This window comes from Arthrobacter sp. AK01 (assembly GCF_021109375.1).
GTDB lineage: Bacteria > Actinomycetota > Actinomycetes > Actinomycetales > Micrococcaceae > Arthrobacter.
The window spans coordinates 44,556-50,838 of the sequence record NZ_JAJOHP010000036.1 but is presented as its reverse complement, the minus strand read 5'-3'; the positions used below and the strand labels follow the sequence as shown (position 1 = coordinate 50,838).

At 62.2% G+C, this 6,283-nt stretch carries 5 protein-coding genes; 1 reads left to right on the top strand and 4 read right to left on the bottom strand.

Annotated elements, in window-relative coordinates:
* Positions 1–226 precede the first annotated feature (226 nt).
* Together LN996_RS13950 and LN996_RS13945 are read right to left on the bottom strand one after the other, a co-directional pair.
* Complete coding sequence (locus LN996_RS13950; RefSeq protein ID WP_231340967.1) at positions 227–1,672, bottom strand: SLC13 family permease; 1,446 nt, start codon at positions 1,670–1,672, stop codon at positions 227–229.
* Positions 1,673–1,684: 12 nt separating this feature from the next.
* Positions 1,685–2,803 carry a PrpF domain-containing protein gene (locus LN996_RS13945; RefSeq protein WP_231340966.1) on the bottom strand — a complete coding sequence of 373 codons (1,119 nt, stop codon included), beginning with the start codon at positions 2,801–2,803 and terminating at the stop codon, positions 1,685–1,687.
* 238 nt (positions 2,804–3,041) lie between these two features.
* Here LN996_RS13945 and LN996_RS13940 point away from each other — a divergent pair, with 238 nt between their 5' ends.
* Complete coding sequence (locus LN996_RS13940) at positions 3,042–3,980, top strand: LysR family transcriptional regulator (protein ID WP_231340965.1); 939 nt, start codon at positions 3,042–3,044, stop codon at positions 3,978–3,980.
* 236 nt (positions 3,981–4,216) lie between these two features.
* Here the strand turns inward: LN996_RS13940 and LN996_RS13935 are convergent, their stop codons facing one another.
* Both LN996_RS13935 and LN996_RS13930 read right to left on the bottom strand, forming a co-directional pair.
* Complete coding sequence (locus LN996_RS13935; RefSeq protein WP_231340964.1) at positions 4,217–4,774, bottom strand: hypothetical protein; 558 nt, start codon at positions 4,772–4,774, stop codon at positions 4,217–4,219.
* A 3-nt stretch (positions 4,775–4,777) separates the two neighbouring features.
* Positions 4,778–6,223: an APC family permease gene (locus LN996_RS13930; RefSeq protein ID WP_231340963.1), complete on the bottom strand. Its 1,446-nt coding sequence runs from the start codon at positions 6,221–6,223 to the stop codon at positions 4,778–4,780.
* Positions 6,224–6,283: the final 60 nt, after the last annotated feature.

Sequence of the window (6,283 nt, the reverse complement as noted above, 5' to 3'; positions counted from 1 at the left end):
CCCCGCCCCCCCTCTGCCCCCCGGGGTGCCCGTCACCCCGCCCCCCCTCCCGCGCCCCCCCAAACACCCCCCCCCCCCGGGGCGGGGGGGGGGCCCCCCCGGCCTGGGGTGTGTGAGTCTTTGCGCTTTTGCGCCCGTCTCTCGGGCTACCTGTTGCGATGGTGTGCAAGGCGCAATCCCCACGCCGGCCGATCAATGATGCCGGCAGCCTTTCGGGCAATGATGCTTACATGATGCCGGTTGGTACCAACAAGGCCCACGCAAGTGCGGGTGCCACCAGGACTACTCCGCCGGCGTACATCATGAGCTGCTTGTAGACGCGCTGACGGTCGTCTTCGCGGGCGTTCGCCACCACCAGGGCGCCGTCGGTGGAAAACGGCGAAACATCGACGACGGTTGCGGCGATGGCTAGGGCGGCCACCGTTCCCGACGCACTGAGTGAGCTCGTTGCCAGCAGGGGACCAGCCAAGGGGATGAAGGCGGTCAGAAGTGCGGTGGACGAGGCGAAGGCCGAGCCGACGCCGATGACGTAGCAGAGCACCAGGGCGATCAGGAGCGGTGCGCCGAGTGCAAGGGCTTGCTCGGCGAGGGTGTCGATGACCCCTACGTGTTGCAGCAGGGAAACGTAGGTGATCATTCCGGCTACGAGCAGGACGGTTGACCAGGAAATTCCGCCGATGAAGGTCCGGTGTTCCTTGATGTTGACCAGTGCCAGCAGGAGCCCGGCGGAGAGGGCCACGAAACCGATTGGCATGTGGAAACCCAGGGCGCAGACCAGCATGGCGACGATGAGTGCCAGGGTGAGGATCTGCTGGCCGTGGGGCCGGGTCTTGCGTGTCTCCAGATCGGCGTGCTGGCCCGTGGCGCCGTCGCGGAGTTTTCCCAGGAGGGCGAACAGCACCACGGTCGCGACTGACAGGATGAGGTTCACGGTGAAGCTGGAAGCGAAGAGGGCGCCTTGGGAGATCGGGAAGCCGTTCTTCACCGCGATGTCGTGGACCAGGACTCCGGCGACAGAGAGTGGGGAGAAGCCGCCTGCATGGGCTCCGTTGATAATGAAGGCGCCCATGAGGACGGGGTGGATGCGTGATTCGTAGGCCAAGCCGATGGCGGCAGGGGCCAGCAATGCGACGGCGGCGGGGGAGAACGTGCCCAACGCGGTCAGCGACGCTGCCAGGAGGAAGAAGACCCACGGCAGTAACAACGTCTTGCCGCGCACAAGCCGGACGCAGTTCTGGACAATGATGTCGATGGTCCCGTTCCGCTGGGCCATGCTGAAGAAATACGTGACGCCGATGATAGTGATCACGATGTTGGCGGGGAAGTCGGCCAGGATCTCCTTGTCGGTCATGCCGAGCATGAAGTAGCCGACGCCGAAGGAGGCTACGAGTCCCATCACACCGATGTTCAAGGGCCATTTGGTGGCGACGACAAACATCACCACGAGGATGACCAGCGGGATGATCTGGGTGGCGGTCATGGTCGGCTCCGATTCCGGGGTAGCCGCCGGGTTGAAGATGGCACCCCCGAACAGGATGGCAACCAGACCCAGGATGACGGAAGCGGCAACCGTTATCAGCAGGATACGGCGGCGGTTAATGGGTCGCGGGGAACGTTCTTCCCGGATGTCGCTCTCTGCCTCGGGAGCTGGTTGGTAAATAGTCTTAGCCATGGTGGTTTCTCCTCATCGAGTGGCTGTTGCTAGTGAGGCTTCGACTGCGTTGCCGAGAGTCTCCGGGAGGTGGATGATGCTGGTCGCGATGGTGCGGGCTGTGCGGTCCACGCCCACCAGAAGGGTCCCTTCGTGTTCCTCGCTCCAGGTTTCGATGACCCCGGCAGGTGTCCTGAGTCTCAGGACTGCTTCCGATGTGCTGCCTGTAATGGTGTTGAGCACAGTGCCGGGCGTTCGGGCGGCGAGAGTCAGGGCAATGCTGCCGGTGATGGCCAGGGCAGGATGCGGTTTACCCATGGAGAGCATCATGACGTTGACGTCGTCTTCTGCGTCCGGCCCCGTAGGGGGTCCGACGATTGCAAGCTTGGGGACTGCCCGCGCGGCGTCAGCGGGCGTTGCCGCCATTCCCATGCGGACTGCGGCCTGGCGACGGATAAGATCCAGGGTGTCCAACTGCAGTTCAACGCCGGCCTTCCATGTGTCGAAGCGGGCGGTGTCCAGCCCCAACTCTTCGGCGCGGACAATCACGACTGGTGCTCCGGCGTCGACCATCGAGACGGTCCAGCTTGTTCCGCCGGCCACGAGTGTGTCGGTTGCTGCGCCGGTGGGCAGCAGTTTTCCCGTGGTCTTGCCGGCAGGATCCTGGAAGCCGAGACCTACTCTGTATCCGGGAAACACGACGCCGGGCATCTGCGCATCCGGAACGATCGGCAGGGCGCCGGCTGGAGTTGAGACCCGCTGAATGATGATCTGGCCGGTGTTGGTGTTGCGTGTGACGATGCGCGTGGAATCGCCGGTGGGCACAACCCACCCTTTTTCGATGGCGTAGAGACCCACAACTGCCGAGCAGTTGCCGCAGTTGCTGCCCCAATCGACAGCGGCCTCTTCGATCCCCACCTGGGCGAAGGTGAATTCGACGTCGACGTCCTCTACTGCAGATCGGCTGAGGATCATTGCTTTGCTTGTAGTCGAGGTAGCTCCGCCCACTCCATCAATTTGGCGGGAATCCGGACTCCCGAAGAGCCGGGGCAGGAGATCATCGAGTTTGGTGTGTGCCTTATCCAGATGGTCCGTTTCAAAGACCCAGCACTTACTGGTGCCTCCGCGCATCCATTCGGCTTCTATCTTCATGGTGTTCCCTGCTTCCCGTGGCTCTTAGTGAATCTGTGGCCTATTACGAGGATGATGCGGATCACATATGAAGACAATGTTGGATAGGTTAGGGGGAGTGAAGGTTTGCTTCATTCACAGTCGCAGCAGTCTCCAGGGATCTTCACTTGCGTTCCTGCTCGTATCGATTGGGCTCTAAAACAGCCCCTACGAACGGTTAACTGCATAGAATGAACCAAATACGAGGAAGGATGAAGCATTGCTTAAGGATGAGAATGTGGATTTATTCGATATCCGGCGGCTCGCCCTCCTGGTGGAGGTGGTGGAACAAGGGTCCATCACGGCGGCGGCTGACATCATGATGTATTCGCCCTCGGCCGTCTCGCAGCAGTTGCGGAAGCTGGAGCAGGAAGTGGGGCAGCCACTTTTGAATCGCCGATCCCGCGGAGTGGTTCCCACTGAGGCCGGTCAGGTGTTGGCAGGACACGCGCGAAAGATCGTAGGACAGATGCGCGCGGCCCGGTCCGACCTTGGCCAAATCGCCGGCCTGAAGCGGGGCTCGCTGACAGTCGGTACGTTTCCCACCTTGGCCGGTTCATTCTTGCCCTTGGTGATCCGCGCCTTCAAGAAGCGCTATCCTGCGATCGGCCTCTCGGTGCGCAGCGCCCGATTCGACGAGCTCGTCTCGGACCTGGAGTCCGGAGTGACCGGATTGTGCTTGCTGTGGGACTACCCATGGAACCGCTTCAATGATGAGTCCATTCGAATCACCGAAGTCTTCCAGGAGAGCACGGTGATTCTGGTGGCCAAGGGGCACCCCCTCGCTGACCGTGATCAAGTGACCATGAAAGAGCTCCGAACGGAGTCGTGGATAGTCCGTGCGGAGGCCCACCCGGTGGTGGAGGTACTTCACCGATCCGCCCACGACGCCGGCTTTGAGCCGAGCATTGGATTCCTGGCCAACGATTACCAGGAGGCCCAAGCCATGGTCAGCGTCGGCATGGGGGTGGCGATGGTTCCCAAGACAGCGGTCGCCCTGCAGCATCCGGATGTCAGGATCCTCAGCCTTGGAGCTGACGCGCCACAGCGACGGGTACTCCTTGCCCAGCGCCAGGACAAGGTGTATGCGCCTGCGGAGGTGGCTTTCCACTCAACGCTTCTGGAAATTGCACGAGAACGGGGTGCGGATTATCTCTGAGGCAGGGCGGCGCTCATCCCCTTGACGTCGACATCAACACTCTTGGGCCTCTACTCGTAGACTTGGCCAAACCGGACGCTGGCCACCTCTGGCCGCCGCCGGACTGCCCGACGACGGCACCAAGGTGGGGGCATGGGATTCAGACCTTCCTGGGTGGTCACAGGTTCTTCCCGCGTCCCGACCGTCCGCTGCTGTTTCCGGTCCCCGTCGACGAATTGGTGACGGGGACCGGCATCCTAAGACGGTGCCTGATGGGGTTCAGGCACAAGGTTGAGACAGGCGTCCTGATTGCGGTGAATATCAGGCGTCAAAGACCCAGCCCTTCGAAGCCAGCTCGCAGAAAGCCAAGCCACGATGAAGTCGGCGCCCACAACTCCCAAAGCCGGGAGGACATGGGGGGAATGAGCCGCAACCACCTCGCTCAAGGGCTCTGCTCCGGCATGCGCGTGTCCCGTCGGGGACGTCGCGCCCAGTACGAGGGCCACGTGGAGGAGAGCCATTGCCAGGGACATTCCCACAAGCATCCGGGCCGTACGTAGAGAGGGGGCGCGCCACATGACCCATGCGCAAGGGACGCATACGAAAGCCATGCAGAGACCCATGGCGATCATCCAGCCTCCGGCCGAGACCATCCCCAGGTGGGCTGCGATTCCGACGGACGCCGCTGCGGCGGTCCAACGTGCGTGGCGCCCCAACACTTCTGCCCGCTTGATGGGCAACGCGGCGGCCGGACGTGGCCGGTAGAGGTTCCTTGCCGTCGCTGGAGGAGCGGCATGGGACAGGGTCTCATCCATGAATTAGCCGCCCAGATCCGTGGCGTAGTCAAGTACCAGTCCCTTGCGACGGCGTTGGGCAGCGTACGCCCAACCGACGGCGGCGGCACCTGGAATCAGCAAGAGCAGCCAACGCGCGGTCTCATCCGTGGCCCCCAGGAACTGGTAATTCTGGATGGCGAGCACCAGGACGCAGATCATTCCGATCGCGGCAACGGCCGGAGCGATCCGGGTTGCCCACGCATTTCCTGAGGTTTCGTGTCGTGAGAAGAAGATGAGAATGGAGACGCTGACCAGGGAAAGGACGGCCAGCAACCCTACCGTGCCCAAGCCCACGAGCCAGCTGTAAGTGACGGCCACAGGGTCTGCCCCGGCCAGGGTAAAGGCCAACATGGCTATGGCGATTGTTCCTGTCACCGCCAGAGAGGCTGCTGCCGGGTTGCCGTTACCGCCCTTCGTGGCGCCCAACCGTCGGGGCAGCGCTCCTGCGCGGGCAAGAGCGAAGACGTAACGCGAAATCATGCTCTGGAAGCCGATGAACAGCGCCAGGAAGCTTGTTGCCACCAGGATTTCCAGGAAACGGGTGAAGCCGGGCCCCATGGCGCTTTCCACGACGGCGAAAAAGAAGCCCGCGGGATCCTCAGCCGCGATGGACTGAACTGCATCGGGGCCGACATGGACGGTGATCAACCAGCTTGTCACTGCGTAGAAGCCCGTGACGAAGCCCAGCGAGACGTAGACTGCCCGGCGAATGGTGCGGCGGGGGTCCCGGGCTTCTTCCGAGAAAACCACGGTTGCCTCCAACCCGCTGTAGCACGTCATGGACAGCAGAAGGGCTACTCCGAAGCCGGGGCCGATGATCACAGCTGGGTCGAAGCCAGCCAATGAATATCCCTGCGGTCCACCTTGAACCAGCAGGGCTACGTCCACAATTCCCAATGCCGCTACCTCGACTGCAAGCAGCAGCACCAGGAGCTTGACGTTCACTGAGATCCCCAGGTAGCCAAGGACTCCGACGATCGCGATGCCCGCGAACGTGACCCAGTATGCGTTGAATTCCAGCCCGAAGGTTCCTGCTGCGACGACGCCGGCAATCGCGTAGAAGGCAACCAAGGCTGCCAGATAGAACAGCAAGGTAACGGCGGCTGTTGCCGTGCCTGCAGTGGGGCCCATGGCTCTGGCGACGTATGCCACGAAGCCGCCGGCATTGACCATATGCCTGCTCATTGCAACATAGCCGACGGAGAAGACGGCGAATAGAATTCCGGCAATGAGGTACGTTGCCGGAGTGGCGGAGCCGTGAACAGCGAAGATGACCGGGGTGGCGGCCGCCATGACGGAGACCGGGGCAACCGCAGATACCACCAGACTCGCAATCGACAGTGTTCCCAGACGATTCCTGGCGAGTGCGGGACCACTGGGGGCGGTCAGCGTGGAATTTCTTTGCTCTGGATGTTCTTCATTCGACATTGAAGTACTTCTTTCTCTCAGATGACCACCTTCATTGGTGGCGGTGAGCAGTATTTGGTC